Below are 22987 nucleotides of genomic sequence, written 5' to 3' on the forward strand. Positions count from 1 at the left end.
TCATTGCGCATATCGCTGACCGCTGTCTAACATCCGGGCCATCGCCCGGTCAACGGTGGGAAGCGGGGTGGGAAGCGGCGGGAAATGGCCCGCACACCGCGCCGCACAGGGCCGGAATCCCGTGCCGCACCCGGCCCGCACCCCGCGCGCCACCCGGTCCGGGGCAGGCACCACAGCGAAGGAGCGGAACCGATCGTGACCAGGTCCTCGAACGCCGGCGGCATCCCGGCCCGGGACGGCGCACCCGCCCCGGACGTCGAGGTCGTCTGTCTCGGCGAGTCCATGGTCACCTTCCTGCCGCGGCTGCCCGGCCGGCTCGCCGACGTACCCTCCTTCGACCGCGCCATCGGCGGCGCCGAATCCAACGTCGCCTGCACCCTCGCCCGCACCGGCCACTCCGCACGCTGGATCTCCCGGGTCGGCGCCGACGGCTTCGGCGACCACCTGCTTGCCGCCATCGCCGACTGCGGCGTCGACGTCACCCACGTCCGACGCGACCCGCTGCGCCCCACCGGCATTTACTTCCGCACCGCGGGCGACCGCGCAACCGACACCCATGAGGTCGCCTACTACCGCGCCGGTTCCGCCGCCTCCGCCATGACGGCCGCGCACCTGGACCGGGACGCGGTCCACTCCGGGCGGATCCTGCACCTGTCCGGCATCACGGCGGCGCTGTCCGAGGACTGCCTCGGCCTGATGTGCGAGCTGACCGCCCGACGCCCGGGGCGGCCGCTGCTCTCGTTCGACGTCAACTACCGTCCGGGGCTGTGGCGTGAGCCGTCACGGGCACGGGCGCTGCTCGAACTGGCGCGGGGTGCCGACCTGGTCTTCGTCGGCGACGACGAGGCCCGGGACGCATGGGGTCTGCACGGGGCACGGGCCATCAGCGAGGCACTGCCGGAACCGGACCTCTTGGTCGTCAAGCAGGGCAAGCGCGGGGCCACCGTCTTCCAGCGCACCCCCGAGACGGGCGCGCACCGCGGTGACGCCTCCGGTACTGCGACGGGCGAGCGCCGCGGTGACGCCTCCGGCATTGCGGCGGGCGAGCGCCGCGGTGACGCCTCCGGCATTGTGACGGGCGTGGGCCGCGCCGATGCCACCGCCACCTTCGTCCCGTCCCTGAACGTCGACCTCGTGGCGGCCACCGGCGCCGGAGACGCCTTCGCCGCCGGATTCCTCTCCGCCACCCTCCGCGCTCTTCCCGTCCGCACCCGCATCCGTCACGGCCACTTGTGGGCCGCCGCCGCCCTCACCGTCCCCGGCGATCTCGCGACCCCGCCCGGCCGCGCGCACGCCGACCGCCTGGCGGACCTCGACGACGCGGCCTGGGAGAGACTGCACCTCGGCCCCGGCTGGACCGAAGCCGCAGCGTCCGGCCGCAGGGTCGACGCATCCGGCCGCAGGGCTGACGCATCCGGCCGCAGGGCCGACGAGGAGGTACGGACACCGTGAACCAGCGACGTGAGACAGCCATCGACGCGAGGCACACCCTCGACGACGGCAGGGACGGACGAAGCGAGGCACGTACATGAGCCAGACCGTCGACCGCGCGCTGAGCATCCTGCCGCTGCTCGCCGAGGGGCCCGCCGACCTGGGGCAGGTCGCCGACCGGCTCGGTGTCCACAAGTCCACGGCGCTCCGGCTCCTGCGCACCCTCCACGAACACGGCCTCGTCTACCGCCAGTCCGACCAGCGCTACCGCCTCGGCGCCCGGCTCTTCGCCCTCGCCCAGCAGGCCGCCGAAAACCTCGACGTACGCGAAATCGCCCACCCCCACCTCGTCGAACTCAACGAGAAATGCGGGCACACCGTCCACCTCGCGGTCCATGAGGAGAACGAGGTCCTTTACATCGACAAGGTGGAGAGCCGCTATCCGGTCCGGATGTACTCCCGGATCGGCAAACCCGTCGCGATCACCGTCGCCGCGGTCGCCAAGCTGCTCCTCGCCGACCTGCCCGAACCCGAGCGCCGCGCCCTCGCGGAAAAGCTCGACTACCCCCTCTACACGTCCCGTTCGACCCCGAACGCCACGGCCTTCCTGGCCGAACTGGCCAAGGTCGGCGAACAGGGCTGGGCCACCGACCTCGGTGGCCACGAGGAGTCCATCAACTGCGTCGCGGCCCCCATCCGCGGTGCGGACGGACGCCTGGTCGCCGCCATGTCGGTCTCCGCGCCCAATGTCGTCGTCACCGCCGAAGAACTCCTCACACTGCTCCCGCTGGTACGCCGCACCGCCGACGCCGTCAGCCGGGAGTACTCCGGAACCGCCATTCCCCAGTCACCACCGGTCCCGTGACCAGCGGCCCGGTAGTCACCGGTCCCGCAACCACCGGCCCCGTACAGGAAGCCTGCATCCCATGACCGAGAAGACCGCGCTCACCCCGGCCACCCACACCACCCCGCCCGCGAAGTTCTCCCACGGCGTCAAGAAGGGCAACATCCTCCAGGTCGCGGGCCAGGTCGGCTTCCTCCCCGCCGTCGCGGGCCAGGCCCCCACCCCGGCCGGCCCCACCCTCCGCGAGCAGACCCTGCAGACCCTCGCCAACGTCCAGGCCGTCCTCGAAGAGGGCGGCGCGAGCTGGGACGACGCGATGATGATCCGCGTCTACCTCACCGACGTGGACCACTTCGCCGAGATGAACGAGATCTACAACGCCTACTTCGAGGAGCAGGGCCTCAAGGAGGCCCCCGCGGCCCGTACGACCGTCTACGTCGGACTGCCCAAGGGGCTGCTCATCGAGATCGACGCCCTCGCGGTCCTGAGCTGAGGCACCGAACCCCTTGCCCCGCCTGCCGTTAGCACCACCGCACGCGCACCGTTCGCCGCACGGCACGGCGCCCCGTACCGACGGGTCGCCGTGCCGCGGTCCCCCCTGCCTGGAGATGCCTTCCAGGGGACGCCCCGGACCGCCCGGGGACCACCCCTGCCTGACAACGGAGTCACCCCATGTTCCTCGCCGCCACGCCCGCCACCCCGCCGCCACCACCCCACACCGGTGGACTGATCGCCCTGATACCGGGCACCGCGGGACTCCTGACGGTCGCCGCCCTGGGCATCGCCCTGCTCCTCGTTCTGATCATCAAGGTCCGGCTGCAGCCGTTCGTCGCGCTGCTCACGGTCTCCATCGCGGTGGGCCTGGCCGCCGGGCTCTCCGTCACCGAACTCTTCGGCACGGTCCAGAAATCCGACGCCGTCTCGATGATCGAAACCGGTATGGGCGGCATCCTCGGGCACGTCGCCATCATCATCGGCCTGGGCACCATGCTCGGCGCGATCCTCGAAGTCTCCGGCGGCGCCGAGGTGTTGAGCTCCCGGCTGCTCCGCCTCTTCGGCGAGCGGCGCGAACCGCTCGCCATGGGCCTGACCGGCCTGATCTTCGGCATCCCCGTCTTTTTCGACGTCGGCATCTTCGTCCTCGCCCCGATCGTCTACGCGGCGGCGAAGCGGAGTGGCAAGTCGATCCTCCTCTACTGCATGCCGCTGCTCGCGGGCCTGTCCATGACCCACGCCTTCCTGCCGCCGCACCCCGGCCCGGTCGCCGCCGCCGGCCTCTTCAAGGTCGACCTCGGGTGGATCATCCTCATGGGCATCCTCTGCGGCATCCCGGCGGTGCTCGCCGCCTGGGGCTACGCGGCCTGGATCGGCAAGCGGCTGTTCGTCCCCGTCCCCCAGGACATGGTCGAGGCGGCGGACGAAGCCAAGGCCGCGGTCGCCGCGGAGAAGACCGCGGCCGGCGTCAGGACCGACGAGGCACCGGTCCCCCTGGCCACCGTCCTCACCATCATCGGCACCCCGCTGCTCCTCATCCTCCTGGCGACCTTCTCCTCCATCGCCATCGCTCCCTCGCCCGGCCGCTCGGTGATCGAGTTCTTCGGCCACCCCTTCGTCGCCCTGACCATCGCCCTGCTGATGTCGTACTACCTGCTGGGCATCCGCCGAGGCTGGTCCCGCAAGTCCCTGGAGACGGTCTCCACCGCCTCGCTCAAGCCGGTCGGCAACATCATCCTGGTCGTCGGCGCCGGCGGCATCTTCGGCGCCGTCCTCAAGGGCAGCGGTGTCGCCACCGCCCTCTCCGACACCTTCCACCACGTCGGCCTCCCCGTCATCGTCCTCGCCTACCTCCTCTCCCTCGTCCTCCGCGTCGCCCAGGGCTCCGCCACGGTCGCCATCGTCACCACGGCCGGCATCGTCGTCCCCCTCGTCGAGGGCCAGGGCCTGTCCCAGGCCCAGCTGGCGCTGATCATCATGGCGATCTCGGCGGGGTCGATCTTCGCGTCCCATGTGAACGACGGGGGATTCTGGATGGTCAGCAAGTACTTCGGCATCACGGAACGCGACACGCTCAAGTCCTGGACGGTGCTGGAATCCGTGCTCTCGGTTGTGGGGTTCGCGGTGGCGGTGCTGGTGAGCTTGGTCGTGTAGGCGCCGATTGCCCCGCCCCGTCTCCGTACGCCCTCGGGGCGTCCGACACCGGGCGCTCCACCGGCTTTTACGCCACCGCCCCGTACGCCCGGGCCCCTTCGCGCGGCAGCACGGCCCACAACCGCGTCCCATCGCCGGGCTCGGACGACTCCCCGAACCCCCACTCACCGTCACAGGCCTGCATCACACAGGCCAGCAGCAAGAGCAGAGACCGCCGCCTGCCGTCACAGGCCGCCGCGAGACGACGGTGGGTATGGCGCGGGTGCCCGTCGTAGAGGCAGATGCGCAGCGCGTCATCGCGATAGCGCAGCGACAGATAGACGCTGTCGGAGGGCGTGAACAGGCATGCACAGGCGGCGAGTTCACCGATCACCTGGGTCGCGGCGGCGGTCACGTCATACAGACCGTGTGCTTCCAGGATCGTACGGGCGGCGGACCGCGCGACGGCCGGACTGGCGAGCGCCGCGGGAAGGGTGAGGCTGTAGGCCAGGTTCTCCGGTACGCGGGGGAGGAGCGCCCGGCGCCGGTGCAGGACCGGGCCGGGCGCCCTTCGGTGAGCCGGTGTCGGGGTCACTTCGCCTTGCAGTACTGCCCTTCCTTGCCGATCGCCCGGTAAGGACAGTCGGCGAGTTCCAGCAGCCGGAGAACCGCCTCGCGGTTACGGGACGTCTCCTTCGGGATCACCGAGTCCTTCGGGTAGAAGCCGCCGCCCAGGAAGGACGACGGGTACATCTCGAAGGTGTAGGCGAACACCTTCTGGTCGCCCCACAGCCAGTCGTCGATCGAGCCGTCGGTGATGTACAGGTCGCTGGACTGTTCGGGGGTGTAGCCGTTGGTGGCGGCCATGTTCTTGCCGATGGTGGCGAAGGTGTCGTGTTCGTCCTGGGTCATGCCGGGGCCGGTGTCGTCGTCGGTGAAGCCGAAGGGCCACAGGACCAGTTCGCTGTAGGTGTGGAAGTCGATGGCGGCCTTGATCTGCTGCTTGCCGCCGACGATCCGGCTCCGGACGAATTTCGAGACGACCTGGACCTCGGGGGCGGAGGCGGGGGACTTGCCGCGGTAGGTCTCGGAGGAGGGGCTGGAGGAAGAGCCGCCGCAGCAGCCCCACTTGAAGTCCCAGTTGCGGTTGAGGTCGGTGCCGACGCTGCTGGAACCGGTGTTGGGCTGGCGGTTCTTGCGCCAGCTGCGCAACGAGCCGGAGGCGATGTCGTAGGCGCCGCCGTCCGGGTTGAGGTCCGGGATGATCCAGATCTCGCGGGAGTCGAGCATCTTGGTGATGCGGGGGTCGGTCCCGTACTTCGAGGTGAACTCGTTCAGGAGGTAGAGGGCCATCTCGACGGTGAGGTGTTCCCTGGCGTGCTGGTGGGCGGTGAAGAGGACTTCGGGCTCCGCCTCGTCCTTGGCGACGTTCTTGCTGAGCTTGAGGGCGAGGAGGGCGCGGCCCTCGTGGGAGGTGCCGATGACCTGCTTGCTCGCGATGGCCGGGTACTTGGCGACGAGGGCGTCGATCTCCTTCGTGGCCTCGTCGTAGGTGTGGTACTTCGTGTAGCCGGCGGGGAAGTCCTTGACCCGGGTGCCGGCAGGGGGCGACGCGGGCTCGGTGGCCGGCGGGTCCGGCAACTTGCGGAGTTCATAGCCGAGTCGGCGGGCGGCGAGGGCTTGTGCACGGTCCGCCGTGATGACGACCTTCCCTGCGTGGACCTCGTCGATGGTGGCGCCGGTCGCGGTGAGGGCGGTGCGCTGGGCGGGGGTGGCGAGGCCCGTCACCTCGTACTGATGGGGGAGTTCGGTGCTGCTCGCCATGGATGCGGCGGGTCGGGCCGAGGGGGCGTCCTGCGCCTGGGCGGCGGCGACCGGGGCGGCGAGGGCGAGGGAGAGGAGCGCGGTGAGGACGGTTCTGCGTCCGCCGCGGATACGTGGTCGCATGCGGTCTCCTGTGGGGTGTGAGCGAAGCGACGGCGTCAGTGTTGGCGCATTGGCATGAGCGGGGCAAGGCGTCGCACGGCCAGATGCCGGGCCGTCGGCGGACGGGGCGTTTCGAGGGGAAAACGGCAACTGCCCATCGGTTTCGGGAAATTCATTGCCTCATGCCGCGGTGGCGCCAACAATGCGCACGACAAAGCCGAACGCACCTGAGGGCGCTTCGGTGACATAAGCGGAGAGGACCCCCACATGAACAGACCTCTCGTCGGCACCCTGGCCACGGCCGTGCTGGGAGCCGCAGCCCTGGCGGGCACCGTCGGAACGGCCCACGCCGCGCCGCAGCACGGAGCGCAGCAGAACGCGGAGCAGCAGCACGTCAAGCAGCAGGATTCCCGGGCGGCCAAGGCCAAGGCGGTGGACTTCGCCGGCACCGTCGCGCTGAGCAACTGCTCCGGATCGGTCGTCCGGATGCCCACCTCGCAGTCGAACGACCCGGCCCTGGTGATGTCCAACGGCCACTGTCTGGAAAGCGGTATGCCCGGCGCCGGCGAGGTCATCGTCGACCAGCCGTCCAGCCGCAGCTTCACGTTGCTCAACAAGTCGGCCGGCCGGGCGGGCACGATCAGGGCCACCAAGGTCGTCTACGCCACGATGACGGACACCGACGTCACGCTCTACCAGACGTCCTCGACCTACGCGCAGATCGAGCAGAAGTACGGGATCAAGCCACTGGAGCTGGCCACCGGCCACCCGGCCAAGGGGGCGGCGATCAGCGTCGTTTCCGGCTACTGGAAGAAGATCTACTCCTGCAACATCGACGGGTTCGTGCCCACCCTCAAGGAGGGCGAATGGACCTGGAAGGACTCGGTCCGCTACACCCCGCAGTGCAAGACGATCGGCGGCACGTCCGGATCGCCGGTGATCGACAACGCCACCGGCAAGGTCGCGGCCATCAACAACACGGGCAATGAGGACGGCGAGAAGTGCACCGTCAACAACCCGTGCGAGGTGGACGAGAACGGCAATGTCACGGTGCACCAGGGCACCAACTACGCCGAGGAGACCTACGGGATACCGAAGTGCTTCGGCGCCGGCAACAAGCTGGACCTGAGCGCGGCCGGGTGCGCGCTGCCCAAGCCGGCGGCCACCCGTAGGTGACATGACGCGAAGTGCGACGCCGGCTGCCAGGTCCCGTGCACGGGGTGCGCGGGACCTGGCGCTGTATTGGGGGGATGGGGAGGGGGAAGGCGTTCCGCTGAGGGCCGCTGGGCCGGTATTCGCCATTTCACTTCGGGGTGACGGTCATGACGAGTAGCCCAGAACGTGTTCTCTGGGACGTATCTCTGTGGATAAAGTGCTGAGCGTATGGCGCCTTGGGCGCAGAGCTGTGCCGATCCGCGGTCCCGGGGCCCCCGGCGGCCGTCAGGGAGTGGGGGAGCGACGTGCCGACCGCGATTGCCGTCACCAGCCCGGACCTCGCGCTGCCCCCGACCGACCGGCAGACCCCGGCCGCCGTCGTCCTGCAGGCTCCACATCTCCAGTCGCTGGACGACGCCCTGACGGAGACCAGCGCCGTCCTGGAGCACCACGGCCACCTCATCGTGCTGTACTCCTCGGCCTGCCCGCCGGAGCACATCCGCCGGATGCACACCCTGCGCGCCGTCCTGGAGAGCGACCGGATCGCCATCGTGCCACTGCCCCTGCCGCCGCTGGGCGTGGCGTTACTGGCCCGTCAGCTACGGCAGTTGTCGCTGTGCGACTTCAGCCCCGGCGTGCTGGCCGGCGCCGCGCGGCTGCTGACCCATTACCTTCACACCGGCGCCCTGCTGGGCAGCGTCAGCGGACTGGACCGCATCGAGGTCGACCTGCGGTCCCATGTGAAGTCCTGGCTGCCCGGCGCCCACTTCGCGGTGCTGGCGCATCCCGAGCCGCAGCTGCTTCACGTGGACCGGCACAGTGCCGAGGCCGGGCTGCCCGCGCCCGGGTTCGCCACCCAGCTCACGGTGGCCCGCGGCCAGCTCACCTCCGAGTGGGTGACCGGGACGCTCGCCCCGGCCTGGCGGGTGCAGGGGGTGTACGAGGCCCGGCTGCCCGCCGAGTCCGCCCGGTGGTGGGGAACCCAGAAGCTGATCGAATTCGCGGCGGCGATACCGGACGTGTCGGTCCTGCGTCAGCTCGTGGCCTCGGTTCGGCGCGAGGAGTGCGGCTGGTGCGGCCTGGAACTCCTCGGCGATCACTGTGCGTTCTGCGCCGCGCCGCTGGCACGGGAACGGGCGGCGGGAGGTGGCGGCTCGGGCCAGGGGCCGGCGGCCATAGGCGGCTCGCCACACCGGCCGGGAGGGGGGACGGCGGTCACCGCGCAGGCCCGGACGGCGGCTTCCTCGGAGGCTTCGGGTCCGGCTGCGGGTTCGGCTGCGGCTTCGGGGTCGGTGTCGGACGCGGGTGCCGCCTCGGCTTCGGTCGCGGATCCTGCGTCCGCTCCCGACTCCCCATCGGCTTCGACTGCCGGGGCCTTGGCGGCTCCCTCGGACGCCTCGGCCGCTCCAGTCCCGGCTCCTGCGCCGGCCTCCCCGGGGCCGGGTGAGTCCGCCGCTCCCTCGGAACCGGCGGCCGGTCGGGCTCTTCCGCCGTGGGACGAGCGCGGCCTCTCGCCGGTGACACCTCCCGGTGCAGCCGGTGTGCTCGGTGTGCCGGCCGCGGCGGGTGTACGAAGCAGCGGCCGGCCCGGAGAGCCGGGTACGGGGCAGTGGGACGTCCGCGGGCCGGATCTCACGGCGGGCTCTTCTGAAGGGTCAGGGAACCCGTACGCGTCAGGGAACCCGTACGGGTCCGGGCGCCCGGTGCCGGGCAACCCCTACGCGTCCGACGGCGCCCCCGGCCCTCGTGCCCCCGGCCACTGGGACCTGCCCGGTCACCCCGATTTCACCGGCCGCTCCGAACAGCACCACCCGCAGCACCCCGGCCACGTGCAGCACTCAGGCCACGCGCAGCACTCAGGCCACGCGCAGCACCCCGGCCACCCGGAGGGTCCCGGGTACCCGGACCCGTCCGGCCGGCCGGAGTCCCCCGGCACCCCGCGGACGGTGGCCCGAGTGCGCTGAGCCCGCCGGGCCGCCCGTGCCCTACTGCCTCCGGCCGCCCGCGCCCTGCCGTCCGCTGCCGACCCGTCAGCCCCGCCGGCCGACGGACCGGCAGCCGCCGCCGGCCGCCCCGTCCGCCGCTGACCGCCCGCCCCGTCCCCTCCCGCCCGTCCCCTCCCCGTCCCGATCGAGGTCCCTCCCCCATGAACTCTCGCCAGCGCCGCGGAGTGATCCTGCTGCTCCTGTCGGTTCTCTGTGCGGTCGGCGCGTTCGTCGGCGTGCTGTCGGTGATCCAGAACGTCGAGTCCAAGGTCGGTCCCGAAAAGACGGCGTACCGGCTGAAGACGGATGTCGCGGCCTATAAAGCGCTGGATCCTGGGCAGTTCGAGAAGGTGAAGATGCCCGAGCGGTGGCTGCCGCCCACCGCCGTGACCGATCTGGACCAGGTCAGCGGCCGGATCGCGGTGACGCCGCTGAAGAAGGGGTCGCTGCTGCAGGACGACATGATCGTCGAGCGGCCCGCGCTGAAGGCCGGACAGCAGGAGATCGCCATCATGATCGACGCGGCCACCGGGGTGGCGGGCAAGATCAACCCCGGCGCCCGGGTGAACATCTACGCCACCTTCGAGGGCAAGCGCCCCGAGGACAAGCCGGTCTCCAAGGTCATCGTCTCCGGTGCCCAGGTGATCGACGTCGGCAAGCTGACGCCGCTGGAGGCCAAGGACCCCGGCGACACCACCTCCACCACCACGGGGCGGCAGGCCGGTGACGCCGTCCCGATCACCTTCGCGCTGAACACCCAGGACGCCCAACGGGTCGCGTACGCCGAGTCCTTCGCCTCGCACGTACGGCTCGCCCTGCTCGCCCCCGGCAGCGAGGCCACCGTCCCGCCGGGCCAGCGCACCTACACCCTCGACGGCGACAAGTGACCCGGAGGCTCAGGTGACCATCCGTATCCTCCCGGCAATCGGCGACCCGGACGCAGCACGTGCGGTGTCCTCGCTGCTCAACCAGCTGCCGGACGCCGAGCCCGTACCCGCCGTCGCCGACTCCGCCGCGCTGCTCCACGCGCTGGCCGGCGCCGCCGCCCAGGGGGCCGGCGGGTCGTTCGCCGGCGCCCCGCCCGAGGCCGGTCCGCCGTCCGGAGTCGAAGCGCTTCCCGAGGTCGTGCTCGTCCATGAGCGGATCGGCCCGACGCCGGCGCTGGAGCTGATCCGCGAGGTGGCGCTGCGCTTCCCCGCCGTCGGCGTCGTACTGATCACCACGGATGCCGGACCCGCGCTGTTCTCCGCGGCGATGGACGCCGGGGCTCGCGGCATCGTCGGACTGCCGCTCGGTTACGACGAGTTGGCCGCCCGGGTGCAGGCCGCCGCCCAGTGGTCGGCGGGGGTACGGGTGCACCTGGGGGGCAGCCAGGAGGCAGTCCCCGGGCCGGCCGGCACCCTGGTGACCGTGACCGGCGCCAAGGGCGGGGTCGGCACCACCGTCACCGCCGTGCAGCTGGCGCTGGCCGCACGGGCCGCCGGCCGGAGCGTCGCGCTGGTGGACCTGGATCTGCAGTCCGGCGATGTCGCCTCCTACCTGGACGTCCAGTTCCGCCGCTCGATCGTCGATCTGGCGGGCATCGCGGACATCTCCGTACGGGTGCTCCAGGACGCGGTGCACGACCACCACACGGGCCTGGGGCTGCTGCTGGCGCCCGAGGAGGGCGAGCGCGGTGAGGAGGTCGACGACCGGGCGGCCCGCCAGATCATCGGTGCGCTGCGCACCCGCTACGAAGTGGTGCTGGTCGACTGCGGCTCCCAGATGCAGTCCGCCAACGCGGCGGCCGTCGAACTCGCCGATGTGGCCCTGCTGGTGACCACCCCGGACGTGGTGGCCGTACGGGCCGCCAAGCGGCAGGTGCGGCTGTGGGACCGGCTGCAGATCCGTCAGGCGGAGGACACCACGACCGTGGTCAACCGCCTCACCCGTAACACCGAGATCCAGCCGCCGCTGGTCGCCAAGGCCACCGGCACCCAGGTCGCCAGGACCCATGTGCCGGCCGCCTTCAAGGAGCTGCAGCCCTGTGTCGACGCGGGCCGGATGCAGGACCTCGACGGGCGGTCGACGGTCCGGCAGGCGCTGTGGGCGCTGGCGGGCGAGCTCGGCCTGGTCGAGTCACCGGCCGTGCGGCGGGAGGGCCGGGGCAGCCACCGGGCGCGCCCGACGCTGACGGGGCGCCGGCGCAAGGCCATAACGCCGGGGGCGGCTCCCGGTTCCGGGACGGGTCAGGGTCCGGCACCGGGGCTGGCCTCCGGGTCAGGGTCGGGGTCGGGGCCCGGTATCCGCTTCGGCGCGCGGCGGGGCTCAGCGGCGGCGGCCGGCGGCTCGGGTCCGTTCGATCCGGCCGGTCCCTACGAGGAGGGCTGAGCGGTGCGACGCCCGCTGGGCGGCAACGACCGGGGGCAGGTCGCCGTGGAGTTCCTGGGGATGCTCCCGCTGATCCTGCTGGTCCTCGCGCTGCTGTGGCAGCTGGTGCTGGTCGGCTACGCGTTCTCGCTCGCCGCCCACTCCGCCGACCGGGGCGCGCGGGCCGGTACGGCGACGGAAGGCGGCGGCGCCGGCGCGTGCCAGGCCGCAGCCGAGAAGGAACTGCCCAGTTCCTGGCGGGGCGGTGCCGGCATCTCCTGCCACCCCGAAGCGGGCGTGTGGAAGGCGACGGTCCAGATCAGGGTCCCGGTGCTCTTCCCCGGCACGGGCAGCTTCCCGTGGCCGGCGAAGGGCTCGGCCGGCGCCGCGAAGGAGGACCCCCGATGAGCGCCGTACGTCCGCCCGCCCGGCTCCGGCAGCCTGCCCGGCTCGGTCTCCCGGCCTCGCTCCCCCTGCCCCGGAAGCCCGCCCGGATCCCGCTGCGCCCCCGGCTCCGCCCGCCCGCCCGGCTCCGCGGCCACGGCCGCGACCGGGGCACGGTGTCCATCGAATTCCTCGGCTTCCTGCCGGTCCTGCTGGTCATCGGGCTGGCGGTGGTCCAGCTCGGCCTCGCCGCATTCGCCGTCCAGCAGGCCGGTACGGGAGCGCGCGCCGCGGCCCGTACCGCCTCGATGGACGACGCCGACCATCCGCCCGCCCCGGAGGCCGCCGGCCGGGCCGCGATGAGCGACTGGGTCAAGGCCGGCATCACCGTGGGCGGCGACGGCGGCGGTTCGGTCCGTGCGACGGTGCAGGTCACCATCCCCTCGATCATCCCCGGCGTGGACAATTTCGGCACCGCCTCCCGCAGTGCCACCATGCCCCGCCCGCAGGAACCCGGCGCCCTGGGACTCGCGCCCGCCGTGGACACCGTGGACACCTACGAAGGAGCACCCCCGCGATGAGCCTGAAAGCCCGGATCGTCGCACCCGAACCGGCCGGTGAGGCACGCCAGGACAGCAATTTGGTCGCCGTCTACCGCGCCAAACTCCTGGAGGAGATCGACCTCGCCGAGATGTCCTCGCTGGCCGCGGCCGAGCGCCGCGGACGGCTGGAACGCGTGCTGGGCCACATCATCAGCCGTGAGGGCCCGGTGCTCTCCACCGCCGAACGCGCCCAGCTCATCCGCCGGGTGGTGGACGAGGCGCTGGGCCTCGGGGTGCTGGAGCCACTGCTCGAGGACGCCTCGATCACCGAGATCATGGTGAACGGCCCCGACCAGGTGTACGTCGAGCGGGCCGGCCGGGTCGAGCTGCTGCCCGTCCGCTTCGCCTCGCACGAGCAGCTGATGCAGACCATCGAGCGGATCGTCTCCACCGTCAACCGCCGGGTCGACGAATCCAATCCGATGGTCGACGCCCGGCTGCCGTCCGGCGAACGCGTCAATGTCATCATCCCGCCGCTCGCCCTTAACGGCGCCACCCTCACCATCCGCCGCTTCCCCCGGGCCTACACCCTCGCCGAACTCATCGGCATGGGCACGCTCGACGAGCAGATGCTGATGCTGCTGGCGGGGCTGGTGCGGGCCAAGTTCAATGTGGTGGTCTCCGGTGCCACCGGCGCCGGCAAGACCACCCTCCTCAACGCCCTCTCCGGCCTGATCCCGGACGGCGAGCGGATCATCACCGTCGAGGACGCCGCCGAACTCCAGCTCCAGCAGAGCCACGTCATCCGGCTGGAGTCCCGGCCGCCCAACGTGGAGGGCAAGGGCCGGATCACCATCCGCGACCTGGTCCGCAACTCCCTGCGGATGCGCCCCGACCGGATCATCGTCGGCGAGGTGCGCGGCGGCGAGACCCTCGACATGCTCCAGGCGATGTCCACCGGCCACGACGGTTCGCTCGCCACCGTCCACGCCAACAGCGCCGAGGACGCCCTGATGCGACTGCAGACCCTGGCCTCCATGTCGGACGTCAAGATCCCCTTCGAGGCGCTGCGGGACCAGATCAACAGCGCCGTCGACTGCATCGTCCAGCTCACCCGGCACGCCGACGGCTCCCGCCGGATCAGCGAGGTCGCCCTCCTCGACTCGCGCGGCCACGAGGACTACCGCATCGCGACGGTCTGCCGCTTCGATGCCGAGCCGATGGGCGCGGACCGCATCGTGCACGGGCGGTTCCGCTACTTCCCGCTGCCGCGGCGGGTCGCCGAACGCCTCTTCATGGCGAGCGAGCCCACCCCGCCCGCCTTCGGCGTCGCCACCGATGACGCTCAACTCGCCACCCGGAAGGCCCTCTCATGACCGGCGGGAACCCCCTCGCCCTGCTCGCCCTCGGGTCCGCCCTGCTGTGCGGGGTGCTCGCGATCGCCGGCGTACGGACCTATGCTGCCGGGCACGCCCAGCGGCAGGCCGTCGTCGACCGCCTCGACGACGAGCGCAGGCTGCCGGCCGACGGACGCCGGCGCCGCTTCCCGTCCGTCGACCGTGCCCTGCGCGGCACCCGCTTCGGCCGTCGCCTCGAACTGCGGCTGGCCGCCACCGGCCTGGATGTCACCCCCGGCGAATTCTTCGTCTACATGCTCGGCGCGGTGCTCGCGCTGTGGCTGGTCGCGCAGGCCGCCCTCGCCCCGTTCTTCGGCCCGATCGCCGCGCTGGTCGCCGTCTGGGCGGCGTTCGCCTTCCTCAACTGGCAGCGCCAGAAGCGCATCGAGAAGTTCATCAACCAGCTGCCCGAGCTCTCCCGGATCCTGGCCAACGCCACCCAGGCCGGGCTGGCGTTGCGGACGGCGCTGGGCATGGCGGCCGAGGAGCTGGAGGCGCCGGCCGGTGAGGAGCTGGCCAAGGTCTCCGACAAGCTCTCCGTCGGCCACTCCATCGACGAGGCGCTGGGCGAGCTGGCCGAACGCCTCCCCTCCCGCGAACTCGTCGTCCTGGTGACCACCCTGGTGCTCTCCAACCGCGCCGGCGGCACCGTCGTCGGCTCGCTGCGCAACCTCACCACGACCCTGGAGGAGCGCAAGGAGACCCGCCGCGAGGTCCGCACCCAGCTCTCCCAGGTCGTCGTCACCGCCTATGTCGTCCCGCTGCTCGGCATCGGCACCCTGCTGCTGATGAACCGGATCGCCCCGGGCGCCATCGACCGGATGACCTCCTCCTTCCTCGGCCAGCTCGCGGTCGTGGCGGCCTTCGTCCTCTACGGGCTCGGGTTCTTCTTCATCCGCCGGCTGTCCAAGATCGACGTCTAGCCACCGACACCGACACCGACACCGCCACCGACACCGCCACCGGTATCGATACCGGCATCCGCATCGGTCTCCCCAGGGGAACAGGAATGGGAATCGGAATTCTGCTGTCCGCGGCCTTCGCCCTCTCGGTCGTCGGCATCTGCTGCGGTATCGCGCTCTACCGCCGGGAGGCCCGGCTGCCGCCCGACCTGGCGCTGTCGCTGGAGGTCGGCGCGACCCGCACCACGGTGGTCGGTTCGGCCGTGGACCGCACCGGCATGCGCTACGCCCCGCTGGTGCTGCGGCTGATGGGCGACAAGCGCACCGCCCGGGTCCGCCGGCGGATCGATCTGGCCGGCAACCCCGGCGGGCTGACCGTCGACCGGTACGCCGCCCGGCGTGCCGTCTACGGGGCCCTCGGCTTCTTCGGCGCGCTGGTGATGTTCCTGCGCGGTCAGCCGCTGCTCGGCGTCCTGATGGTGCTCTTCGGTCTCTTCTGGACCGAGGTCGGCATCTGGGCCGCGATCCGCCAGCGCAGGGACACCATCGAACGCACCCTTCCGGACTTTCTGGACGTGCTGGCGGTCGTGGTCAGCGCCGGATTGAGCTTCCGTCAGGCGCTGGACCGGGTCGCCGAGAAGTACGAGGGGCCATGGGCCGATGAACTGCGCATCACGCTGCGGCAGATGGACATGGGCGTCAGCCGCCGCGCGGCTTTCGAGGAGCTACGCAAACGCAACGACTCCGAACAGGTCGCCCAGTTCGTCACCGCCCTCCAGCAGGGCGAGGAGCTCGGCTCGCCGATCGTCGAGACGCTGATCCAGATCGCCAACGACATGCGCCGCACCGACGCCCAGAACGCCCGGCGCCGCGCCGCCCGCGCGGTCCCCAAGGCCACCATGGTCGTCACCACTTTTATGGTTCCGGCCACGATGATCCTGCTCATCGCCGGGTTCTTCCTGGGCTCGGGGACCAGCTTCGGCTCGCTGATGGGGGAGTGAATCGTGCCACAGCTCCCGGCCGCGGCCCGGCCCGAGGACACCGGGCGGCGCCGGTCCGAACTCGGCTCGCCCCCGCCGGCTCGCCCCCGCGCGGCCCCCTCCGCCCTCCGTAACGTCCCCTGTGCCGGCGCTGTCCACGACGGTCATGACGTCGGTCCGTCCTTGCGGGTGCACATCTTCGGACGGGCGGCCCCCGGGTCGGTCGCTGTGCCGGCCGCCCGGCGGGCCGCTGCTCCGCCCGCCGTCGGCCGCGGCGTCCCGCATCCGGCCGGATGGGTGCCCTTCACCGTCCGCTTCTCGTCAACTCCTTCGCACGAGCAACGAGTTGTGTCACAGTGGGTGGGCGGACGGTTTTGTTCGCGCTACGGCGCGGAGGGGTCGCCCGGTTCACATGGGCAGGGGAACGGGGCATGGTGCCGGAGGGGGAGCGGGGGTGGGTGAGGTGCGACTGAGTGGCCGAAATGCGCCGTTGTGCCCGTCATCTGTGATCCCAAATGAGGATTGGGCACGGATTCCCTGTTCCGGGCACGCTGTTCCGGCGTACTTTTCTCGTGTCGCGAGCGCGGTCAGCCGCGCCGGCACCACGGGGACTGACCAGCCGGACCAGAGCGGTACGGCCGCCCATGGAGGGGAAGACGATGGCGAAGCGTATTTTGGGGAACGACCGGGGACAGACCTCGATCGAGTACCTCGGCATCATCGCGGTGGTCGTGGCGATCGTCCTGGTCCTGTCGACCACGGACTTCGGCAGCCAGATCGCGAACGCCATCGCCAACAAGATCTCCGACGTCGTCGGCATTTAGGCCCAGTCGCCACCGCCACCGTCGTGCCGGCCACCATCCCGCCCCGCCGGCGCGACGCCGGGCAGGCCTTCCCGCTCTACATCGTTGCGGTCGCCGGCCTGCTCTTTCTCGCGCTCGCTTTCTTCGCCGTCGGGCAGGCCGCGGCCACCCGCAACGGTGCCCAGACCGCTGCCGACGCGGCCGCGCTCGCCGCCGGCCAGCAGTACCGCGATCTGCTGACCAAGACCCTCCTCGACGGCCTTCACGACGGGAGCTACGAGAGCAACCGGGCCGTGTGGAAAGACCTGCTGAACGGGCGCGGCGTCCCGTCCGACGCGGCCTGCGAGCGCGCGGGCTGGTTCGCCGGGCGCAACGGCGCCGACCTCTTCGGTTCCGGGGGCCGCGGCTGCATTTCGGACTCCTGGCCCACCTCCTTCGCCGTCGCGGTCAAAACCCGGAAACCCGTGGGCAATTCCGTCATCCCGATGACCAAGACCGCCCACGGAAAAGCCGAGGCGAAGTCCGTCGTCGAGCCCCGCTGCACCCTCGATCCCCCTACGGATGGCACGGGCGCCACAGGAGGCACGGGTGGATCCGACGGCCGGAGCGACGAGGGCGGCAAGGGCGACAAGGACGGCAAGGGCGACAAGGACAGGGACGCCCCCAAGGCCGCGCCCCTGGAGATCACCTGCGACGGGAAGCGCTGGACGCTCGACCCCGACGACCTCCGGCATCTCCCGGAAGCCTCCGACCTCTTCTCCGTACGCCTCGCGCATTGACCGGCCACCCCCGTACCCCGACCCGCACCTGATCCGCCCCGACCCGCACTCCGGCACCTCCGAGACGACCAGACGACGATCAAAGGAATCGCATCCCATGAGCATTCGGCGCACCGCGAAGGCCGCCAGAGGAGCGGTCGCCATGGCGAGCGCTGTCGGCCTGGCTCTCGTCGTGGCCGGCTGTGGTGGTGGCGACGGCGGTACGAAGGGGACGGACGGCGACAAGCCCCCGGCCCGCAGCACCGCCCCCAAGGACAGTGGCCCCGGCAGCCCGGCGGCCGACTCCGACAAAGTGATCGGTGAGATGAAGGGGCCGGACGGCGTGGTGGTCACCCTGCACTCCGTCGTCCGTGACTCCGGCGGCTTCGTCACCGTCAACGGCACGGTGTCCAATCACGGCAACCGCGCCTTCAACGCGATCGACTGGCGTTCCAACGAGACCGAGCTGCGGTCCCGTTCCTCGATCTCCGGAGCCACCCTCGTCGACAAGGCGGGCAAGAAACGGTATTTGGTGCTGCGGGACACCAATGGTGAATGCCTGTGCACGACCGGCCTCAGCGGTCTGATGCCGGGGGACAGTCGCCCGATCTTCGCGCAGTTCCCGGCGCCGCCGGCCAAGGTGACCCAGGTCGACTTCCAACTGCCGACCATGCCCCCCGCCAGCGTGCAGATCACGGACTGAGCCGGCGCCGATGACCGCGACCCCGATGCCCGCGAACCAGATGACCGCGACCTCGATGCCCGCGACCCGGACGCCCCGAGGACGCCGCCCGCACCGAGCGCCCCGTGCAGCCGTCACCGCCGCCGTCGCCCTGCTGCTGACCGCGGCGCTGACGGTCCCCGCCGCCCACGCCGATCCGCCCGGCCTGACCGAGGACTCCAGCCCCCCGGTCCGCATCGACCCCGACGACCCCGATCTGCGCATGGTCCAGGGCGCCAAGCTCGCCCCGTCCAAGGTCCTCAACATCAAGTCCATCGTCGAGACCGACGACGGCTCCGAGCGCCGCCAGGACACCAACGACAATGTGACCTTCTCGCTCCAGGCGGAGGTCCTGTTCGACAAGGACAGCGCCAAGCTGTCGTCGGACGCGCTGGCGCGGATCGGCACCATCGCGGCGGAGATCAAGAAGCAGAACGCCACCCGCCTGCGGGTCTTCGGCTTCACCGACAACCTCGGCTCGGCGAGCCACGGCCTGGTCCTGTCCAAGCAGCGGGCCAACGCCGTCCAGCAGGAGCTGGCCAAGGACCTCGGCTCGTCCGTCAGCTTCCAGATCCGCGGCTACGGCGAGCAGTACCCGATCGCCGACAACGCCACCGAGGCAGGCCGCAAGAAGAACCGCCGGGTCGAGGTCAGCTTCCCGCGCGCCTCGTGAGCCGCGCCGCAGTAGGCGTCATCGGGAGCCGAGCCGGCCGTCTCCGTCAGCGGACGGGCTCGACACCGAGCCGGAGGCCGGGGCGCAGGCCCCAGCGCGCCATTGCACCGGCCTCCGCCTCCAGGACGTGCCGGGCGCGGAGGCGGGGGAGTCCCAGCCGGCCCGGACGCATGGTGCGGACGGCCAGCACGGTGAAGTCCCGGCTCAGATAGGCGACATCGATCGCGAACCGCATCCGGAAGGTGTGCACACTGCTCGCCGGGGTGAGCAGCAGCGCCCCCTCGATGCCGTCGCGGCCCAGCAGTCCGCGGGTGCGGGCGCGCCAGGACGCCGCGATCTCCACCGGAATGACGTCGTCCGCGCCGTACAGGACCCCCGGGCCGTTCTCCCCACGCACCATGCACAGCGTTCTATCAGCTCCCGCATGCCGGACCCCACCGCTCCCGCACGCCGGCCCCCGCCGCTCCCGCACGCCGGATCCTTCCGCCATCCGCCCCTGCTGCGAAGCCGGACACCCTAAGGTCGGCACGTGCCAGTGATGCTGATGGTTCTCGCCGCCGTCTACGGGGCCGCGGCCGGGGTGCTCCTGCCACGGCCCGCCCACCGGATGGCCGTTGAGCCCGAGGAGGAGTGGTGCGCGGTCTGTCCCCGGGGGCATGCGATCACGGGGGTGGCGCGGGGCTGGCTGGGGCGGGGGCACTGTCAGCGGTGCGGGGCGTACGGGCCGGGGGTGCTGCCGATGGCGGCGGCCACCGCACTGGCCTGTGCGGCCCTGGCGGCGGCCACCGGGCCGCGGCCGGAACTCGTCGCCTGGCTGGCGATGACGCCGGTCGCGGTGCTGCTGGTGGCCGTCGACTGGCGGGTCCGGCGCCTCCCGGACGCGCTGACGCTGCCGCTCGCCGTGATGGCGGCGGTGCTGCTGGGGCTCGGCGGCTGGTTCACCGACGAAGGCGGGGCGTGGCGGCGGGCGCTGCTGGGCGGACTCGTCCTGGGCGCGTGCTACCTCCTGCTCTACGTCGTCAACCCGCGGGGCATCGGGCTGGGCGACGTCAAGCTGGCGGTCGGGCTGGGGATCGCCCTGGGGTGGTACGGCTGGCGCACCCTTGTCCACGGCGGGGCGGCCGGTGTGCTGCTCGGTGCGCTCTACGGGGCGGGGCTGCTGATCGTCCGGCGCGGTGCGCGGGGAGCGGCCATGCCCCTGGGGCCCTTCATGATCCTCGGGGCGTTCGGCGTGCTGCTGCTGGGCGCCGCCGCGGTGCCCGCTTGACGGGACGGCCCGGAGACGACGGCTGGGGACGACGGCCGGGGACGACGGTCCGGAGACGACGGGCCGGGGACCGAGCCACGCCGCCGCGCGCGCCGGTGCACGAAGCATCCCTCTCGCGGGGTTATGGTGGAAACCCCCCCTCGGGCCGGTCCGTATCCCCCCCACGGACCGGCCCGCTTTTTGTTCCGTGCACCGGCCGGTCCCCGCGCGGGCTACGCGGCAAGCCCGACCGCCGGGCCGGCGCTACCGCAGGACCGCCGCTACCGCCGCGCCCAGATGTTCACGCCGTCCGTCGTCTTCGCGAACTCGTCGATCTCGGCCAGCTCGGCATCCGTGATCTCGGGGGCGTCGAGGGCGGCGATATTGGCCTCCAGCTGGGCGACGCTGCTGGCGCCGATCAGGGCGGAGGTCATCCGGTCGTCGCGCAGCACCCACCGCAGCGCGAGCTGGGCCAGCGACTGGCCGCGCCGGGCCGCGATGTCGTTGAGGCCGCGGAGGCGGCGGACGACCTCGTCGGACAGCAGGCCCGGGTCTAGGGACTTGCCCTGGGAGGCACGCGAGCCCTCGGGGATGCCGTGCAGGTACTTGTCCGTGAGCATGCCCTGCGCAAGTGGCGCAAAAGAGATGCAGCCCATGCCCTCGGCTTCGAGGGTGTCCAGCAGCAGATCGTCCTCGGTCCAGCGGTTGATCATGGAGTAAGAGGGCTGGTGGATCAGCGCGCGGACACCCATTTCCCGCAGGATTCCGGCCGCTTCACGGGTCTGCTCGGCGTTGTAGGAGGAAACCCCGACATACAGGGCCTTGCCCTGCTGGACGGCGGACGCCAGCGCGCCCATCGTCTCCTCCAGTGGGGTGTCCGGATCGAAGCGGTGCGAGTAGAAGATATCGACGTAATCGACGCCCATCCGCTTCAGTGAGGCATCCAGCGACGAGAGGAGATATTTCCGCGAACCCCATTCACCGTACGGGCCCGGGTGCATCAGATATCCGGCCTTCGTCGACAGAATCATCTCGTCGCGGTAGCCGCGGAAGTCCTGCGCGAAGATCTTTCCGAAGTTCAGCTCGGCGGACCCGGGTGGCGGACCGTAGTTGTTGGCCAGATCGAAGTGGGTCACGCCCAGATCGAAGGCGCGGCGCAGGATGCCCCGCTGGGAGCTCAGGGTGCGGTCATCCCCGAAGTTGTGCCACAGTCCAAGGGAGATAGCGGGGAGTTTGAGTCCGCTGTGACCCGTTCTCCGGTACTTCATCGAGTCGTAGCGGGAATCCGCTGCGCGGTAGTCGGTGCCAGTCATGCTCATCTCCCTATCACGTACCTGTGACCTACCTGATTGGGCTGTCGAGACAGCCGAGAAGTAAAGTTGCCCACTTGAGGCGACGGGGCGACCGCCATTGGCACGGAGGGGCTGGACCACACATGCTGCGATCTTCCGGGATGCGCATCCCTTATCCGCCTGCATTGCGCAATCTGGTCTACCGGCTGTACGCGCGCAGGGTGGAGGGTCGCCTGGATCACACCCAGGTGCCCAAGCACATCGGCGTCATCCTGGACGGCAACCGGCGCTGGGCGCGGGCCGACGGGCGGACGACCGAGCAGGGTCACCAGGCCGGTGCGGCCAAGATCAGTGAGCTGCTGGGCTGGTGCGAGGAGACCGATGTCGAGGTGGTCACGCTGTGGCTGCTGTCGACGGACAACCTCGACCGGCCCGAGGAGGAGCTGAAGCCGCTGCTCGGCATCATCGAGAACACCGTCCGCGATCTGGCGGCCGACGGTCGCTGGCGGGTGCACCACGTCGGCAACCGCGACCTGCTGCCGGCCGCCACCCAGCAGGTGCTCAAGGAGTCCGAGCAGGCCACCCGTGACAACCGCGGCGTCCTGGTGAACGTCGCGGTCGGCTACGGCGGCCGGCAGGAGATCGCCGATGCGGTGCGCTCGCTGCTGCTGGACCACGCCGAGCGCGGCACCTCCTTCGAGGAGCTGGCGGAGATCGTCGACATCGACCTGATCTCCGAGCACCTGTACACCCGCGGCCAGCCCGATCCGGATCTGGTGATCCGTACGAGCGGTGAGCAGCGGCTGTCGGGCTTCATGCTGTGGCAGAGCGCCCATTCGGAGTACTACTTCTGCGAAGTTTTCTGGCCGGCGTTCCGGAAGGTCGACTTCCTGCGCGCCCTGCGCGACTACGCCGCCCGGCACCGGCGGTACGGCTTCTAGGAGGCGCCCGGGGCGTCCGGGCCGCCCGGCACGCTCCGCCGCGTTCCGCCAGGCGGGTTACTCACGCCCCGTAAGCCCGATTCACCCCTGAAGTTCTCGATGCCCCTTCCGTTACGGGGCGTCACCAGGCCCCGTCGGCTCCATGTGCCGCTGACGGGGCCTCTTCTGACACACCTTCCCCTCAGGTACCACCTTGGCGACGCCGCCGCCCGGCGAGCAGGCGTTACCCAAGGTTCATCGCCCGTGCGTCATATGCCGTGGCATGGCTACGCAGGTTCGAGGGAATATCCCTTCCAGGTCGGCGTCAGGAACAAGCCATCGGGCGCCGCATCTCAGCGGACGGCATGGGGTCGTCCGCCCGGGAGGCCCTTTGCACATCACGGAGGTCCGTGCGTACCGCGCGGTCGACGCGGAGGGCCGGCGTTCGGCCCGCGCATTGTGGTCCGAGCCCGGTCCGGTCACCAGATGGCCGGGGGTCCCGGAGACGCTGCCCAGCGACTGCTGGACAGGCGGCGCCCCCGGGAGTACACC

General features: G+C 71.3%; 23 protein-coding genes. 19 read left to right on the forward strand and 4 right to left on the reverse strand.

The genetic code is table 11. From position 1 onward, the window contains the following. Positions 1-282 precede the first annotated feature (282 nt). The 4 genes from CFW40_RS23120 (at position 283) to CFW40_RS23135 (ending at position 4423) form a co-directional block, all read left to right on the forward strand. Positions 283-1452 (forward strand): sugar kinase, encoded by a 1170-nt coding sequence (locus CFW40_RS23120; RefSeq protein WP_088802314.1) that lies wholly within the window; start codon positions 283-285, stop codon positions 1450-1452. A gap of 76 nt (positions 1453-1528) precedes the next feature. Next, positions 1529-2296: an IclR family transcriptional regulator gene (locus tag CFW40_RS23125; RefSeq protein ID WP_088799681.1), complete on the forward strand. Its 768-nt coding sequence runs from the start codon at positions 1529-1531 to the stop codon at positions 2294-2296. Positions 2297-2357: 61 nt separating this feature from the next. Continuing rightward, entirely contained in the window at positions 2358-2768 is a 411-nt protein-coding gene (locus CFW40_RS23130; protein ID WP_088799682.1) for a RidA family protein, read from the forward strand. Between the two features lie 179 nt (positions 2769-2947). Next, on the forward strand, positions 2948-4423 hold the full coding sequence (locus tag CFW40_RS23135; protein WP_088799683.1) for a GntP family permease: 1476 nt from the start codon (positions 2948-2950) through the stop codon (positions 4421-4423). Between the two features lie 67 nt (positions 4424-4490). Here CFW40_RS23135 and CFW40_RS23140 read toward each other — a convergent pair whose 3' ends face one another. Further along, on the reverse strand, positions 4491-4955 hold the full coding sequence (locus tag CFW40_RS23140) for a hypothetical protein (protein ID WP_088802315.1): 465 nt from the start codon (positions 4953-4955) through the stop codon (positions 4491-4493). A 38-nt stretch (positions 4956-4993) separates the two neighbouring features. Then, the gene (locus tag CFW40_RS23145; protein WP_088799684.1) at positions 4994-6349 is read right to left on the reverse strand and encodes a M14 family metallopeptidase; all 1356 of its coding nucleotides are present in this window, start codon (positions 6347-6349) and stop codon (positions 4994-4996) included. 246 nt (positions 6350-6595) lie between these two features. Between CFW40_RS23145 and CFW40_RS23150 the strand changes: the two genes are divergently transcribed. The 13 genes from CFW40_RS23150 to CFW40_RS23205 all read left to right on the forward strand — a co-directional run bounded on the left by CFW40_RS23150 (position 6596) and on the right by CFW40_RS23205 (position 18977). Beyond that, complete coding sequence (locus tag CFW40_RS23150) at positions 6596-7504, forward strand: serine protease (protein ID WP_088799685.1); 909 nt, start codon at positions 6596-6598, stop codon at positions 7502-7504. 284 nt (positions 7505-7788) lie between these two features. Beyond that, positions 7789-9447 (forward strand): hypothetical protein, encoded by a 1659-nt coding sequence (locus CFW40_RS23155; RefSeq protein WP_088799686.1) that lies wholly within the window; start codon positions 7789-7791, stop codon positions 9445-9447. Between the two features lie 182 nt (positions 9448-9629). Then, the gene (gene cpaB, locus CFW40_RS23160) at positions 9630-10355 is read left to right on the forward strand and encodes a Flp pilus assembly protein CpaB (protein WP_176956406.1); all 726 of its coding nucleotides are present in this window, start codon (positions 9630-9632) and stop codon (positions 10353-10355) included. Positions 10356-10368: 13 nt separating this feature from the next. Continuing rightward, the gene (locus CFW40_RS23165) at positions 10369-11838 is read left to right on the forward strand and encodes an AAA family ATPase (RefSeq protein ID WP_088799688.1); all 1470 of its coding nucleotides are present in this window, start codon (positions 10369-10371) and stop codon (positions 11836-11838) included. Positions 11839-11841: 3 nt separating this feature from the next. Then, entirely contained in the window at positions 11842-12225 is a 384-nt protein-coding gene (locus tag CFW40_RS23170; RefSeq protein ID WP_088799689.1) for a TadE/TadG family type IV pilus assembly protein, read from the forward strand. After that, on the forward strand, positions 12222-12782 hold the full coding sequence (locus tag CFW40_RS23175; protein ID WP_088799690.1) for a TadE/TadG family type IV pilus assembly protein: 561 nt from the start codon (positions 12222-12224) through the stop codon (positions 12780-12782). The genes CFW40_RS23170 and CFW40_RS23175 overlap by 4 nt, the downstream gene beginning before the upstream one ends. Beyond that, positions 12779-14119 (forward strand): CpaF family protein, encoded by a 1341-nt coding sequence (locus CFW40_RS23180; RefSeq protein ID WP_088799691.1) that lies wholly within the window; start codon positions 12779-12781, stop codon positions 14117-14119. The genes CFW40_RS23175 and CFW40_RS23180 overlap by 4 nt, the downstream gene beginning before the upstream one ends. Continuing rightward, complete coding sequence (locus tag CFW40_RS23185) at positions 14116-15063, forward strand: type II secretion system F family protein (RefSeq protein ID WP_088799692.1); 948 nt, start codon at positions 14116-14118, stop codon at positions 15061-15063. The genes CFW40_RS23180 and CFW40_RS23185 overlap by 4 nt, the downstream gene beginning before the upstream one ends. 86 nt (positions 15064-15149) lie before the next feature. Next, positions 15150-16043, forward strand: coding sequence for a DUF5936 domain-containing protein (locus tag CFW40_RS23190; RefSeq protein ID WP_088799693.1), 894 nt, complete (start codon positions 15150-15152; stop codon positions 16041-16043). 638 nt (positions 16044-16681) lie between these two features. Next, positions 16682-16846, forward strand: coding sequence for a membrane protein (locus tag CFW40_RS37240; protein WP_018089307.1), 165 nt, complete (start codon positions 16682-16684; stop codon positions 16844-16846). Positions 16847-16869: 23 nt separating this feature from the next. Continuing rightward, positions 16870-17604 carry a pilus assembly protein TadG-related protein gene (locus CFW40_RS23195; RefSeq protein WP_256331320.1) on the forward strand — a complete coding sequence of 245 codons (735 nt, stop codon included), beginning with the start codon at positions 16870-16872 and terminating at the stop codon, positions 17602-17604. Between the two features lie 97 nt (positions 17605-17701). Beyond that, positions 17702-18286 (forward strand): hypothetical protein, encoded by a 585-nt coding sequence (locus CFW40_RS23200; protein ID WP_088799694.1) that lies wholly within the window; start codon positions 17702-17704, stop codon positions 18284-18286. 55 nt (positions 18287-18341) lie between these two features. Further along, positions 18342-18977, forward strand: a complete 636-nt coding sequence (locus tag CFW40_RS23205; RefSeq protein WP_088802317.1) for an OmpA family protein — start codon at positions 18342-18344, stop codon at positions 18975-18977. Between the two features lie 46 nt (positions 18978-19023). On the opposite strand, the gene CFW40_RS23210 is transcribed toward CFW40_RS23205, so the two are convergent. Next, positions 19024-19377: a DUF192 domain-containing protein gene (locus CFW40_RS23210; RefSeq protein WP_088799695.1), complete on the reverse strand. Its 354-nt coding sequence runs from the start codon at positions 19375-19377 to the stop codon at positions 19024-19026. Between the two features lie 138 nt (positions 19378-19515). Between CFW40_RS23210 and CFW40_RS23215 the strand changes: the two genes are divergently transcribed. Beyond that, a complete protein-coding gene (locus CFW40_RS23215) occupies positions 19516-20244 on the forward strand; it encodes an A24 family peptidase (RefSeq protein ID WP_088802318.1) in 729 nt (242 codons plus the stop codon). Positions 20245-20504: 260 nt separating this feature from the next. Here the strand turns inward: CFW40_RS23215 and mgrA are convergent, their stop codons facing one another. Then, positions 20505-21536, reverse strand: coding sequence for an L-glyceraldehyde 3-phosphate reductase (gene mgrA, locus CFW40_RS23220; protein ID WP_088799696.1), 1032 nt, complete (start codon positions 21534-21536; stop codon positions 20505-20507). 140 nt (positions 21537-21676) lie between these two features. On the opposite strand from mgrA, the gene CFW40_RS23225 reads away from it, so the two are divergent. Beyond that, on the forward strand, positions 21677-22456 hold the full coding sequence (locus CFW40_RS23225; protein ID WP_088799697.1) for an isoprenyl transferase: 780 nt from the start codon (positions 21677-21679) through the stop codon (positions 22454-22456). Positions 22457-22987: the final 531 nt, after the last annotated feature.

This window comes from Streptomyces sp. 2114.4, from assembly GCF_900187385.1.
GTDB lineage: Bacteria > Actinomycetota > Actinomycetes > Streptomycetales > Streptomycetaceae > Streptomyces > Streptomyces mooreae.

Bases quoted from the DNA above. Each gene is read 5' to 3' on its own strand.
- CFW40_RS23185 (WP_088799692.1), top strand. From the start codon at position 14,116: ATGACCGGCGGGAACCCCCTCGCCCTGCTCGCCCTCGGGTCCGCCCTG.
- CFW40_RS23125 (WP_088799681.1), top strand. From the start codon at position 1,529: ATGAGCCAGACCGTCGACCGCGCGCTGAGCATCCTGCCGCTGCTCGCC.
- CFW40_RS23175 (WP_088799690.1), top strand. From the start codon at position 12,222: ATGAGCGCCGTACGTCCGCCCGCCCGGCTCCGGCAGCCTGCCCGGCTC.
- CFW40_RS23205 (WP_088802317.1), top strand. From the start codon at position 18,342: ATGCCCGCGACCCGGACGCCCCGAGGACGCCGCCCGCACCGAGCGCCC.
- CFW40_RS23145 (WP_088799684.1), bottom strand. From the start codon at position 6,349: ATGCGACCACGTATCCGCGGCGGACGCAGAACCGTCCTCACCGCGCTC.
- mgrA (WP_088799696.1), bottom strand. From the start codon at position 21,536: ATGACTGGCACCGACTACCGCGCAGCGGATTCCCGCTACGACTCGATG.
- CFW40_RS37240 (WP_018089307.1), top strand. From the start codon at position 16,682: ATGGCGAAGCGTATTTTGGGGAACGACCGGGGACAGACCTCGATCGAG.
- cpaB (WP_176956406.1), top strand. From the start codon at position 9,630: ATGAACTCTCGCCAGCGCCGCGGAGTGATCCTGCTGCTCCTGTCGGTT.
- CFW40_RS23210 (WP_088799695.1), bottom strand. From the start codon at position 19,377: ATGGTGCGTGGGGAGAACGGCCCGGGGGTCCTGTACGGCGCGGACGAC.
- CFW40_RS23130 (WP_088799682.1), top strand. From the start codon at position 2,358: ATGACCGAGAAGACCGCGCTCACCCCGGCCACCCACACCACCCCGCCC.
- CFW40_RS23135 (WP_088799683.1), top strand. From the start codon at position 2,948: ATGTTCCTCGCCGCCACGCCCGCCACCCCGCCGCCACCACCCCACACC.
- CFW40_RS23225 (WP_088799697.1), top strand. From the start codon at position 21,677: ATGCGCATCCCTTATCCGCCTGCATTGCGCAATCTGGTCTACCGGCTG.
- CFW40_RS23180 (WP_088799691.1), top strand. From the start codon at position 12,779: ATGAGCCTGAAAGCCCGGATCGTCGCACCCGAACCGGCCGGTGAGGCA.
- CFW40_RS23200 (WP_088799694.1), top strand. From the start codon at position 17,702: ATGAGCATTCGGCGCACCGCGAAGGCCGCCAGAGGAGCGGTCGCCATG.
- CFW40_RS23190 (WP_088799693.1), top strand. From the start codon at position 15,150: ATGGGAATCGGAATTCTGCTGTCCGCGGCCTTCGCCCTCTCGGTCGTC.
- CFW40_RS23215 (WP_088802318.1), top strand. From the start codon at position 19,516: ATGCTGATGGTTCTCGCCGCCGTCTACGGGGCCGCGGCCGGGGTGCTC.
- CFW40_RS23120 (WP_088802314.1), top strand. From the start codon at position 283: ATGGTCACCTTCCTGCCGCGGCTGCCCGGCCGGCTCGCCGACGTACCC.
- CFW40_RS23150 (WP_088799685.1), top strand. From the start codon at position 6,596: ATGAACAGACCTCTCGTCGGCACCCTGGCCACGGCCGTGCTGGGAGCC.